1 protein-coding gene is annotated in these 299 nt (G+C 62.2%); it reads left to right on the top strand.

Annotated elements, in window-relative coordinates; all coding sequences use genetic code 11:
- Nucleotides 1-299, top strand: a 299-nt coding sequence (locus F1735_RS34720) for a transposase (protein ID WP_187364440.1), incomplete at both ends; no start/stop codon positions are given.

Here is a 299-nt window from a genome sequence, read left to right on the forward strand (position 1 = left end):
TGGCGCGTACTGCTCAAGGCCGAGGTCATGGCGCTCGGCGAGAACACGCGTTTCATTGTGACCTCGTTACAGGGACTCGATGCCGGCATGCTGTACGAAGATATTTACTGCGCGCGCGGCCAAGCCGAAAACTACATCAAGCACCTCAAGGGCGACCTGGCCGCCGACCGGACCTCATGCACGAGCTTCCTCGCCAACTGCATGCGCTTGCTACTGCATTCGGCCGCCTATATCCTGCACCAGCAACTGCGCACCCAGGCACTGCGGCACACCGCGCTGTCGCAGGCGCAGCCTTCGAC

The organism is Massilia genomosp. 1 (genome assembly GCF_011682185.1).
GTDB classification, from domain to species: domain Bacteria; phylum Pseudomonadota; class Gammaproteobacteria; order Burkholderiales; family Burkholderiaceae_D; genus Telluria_A; species Telluria_A rubra.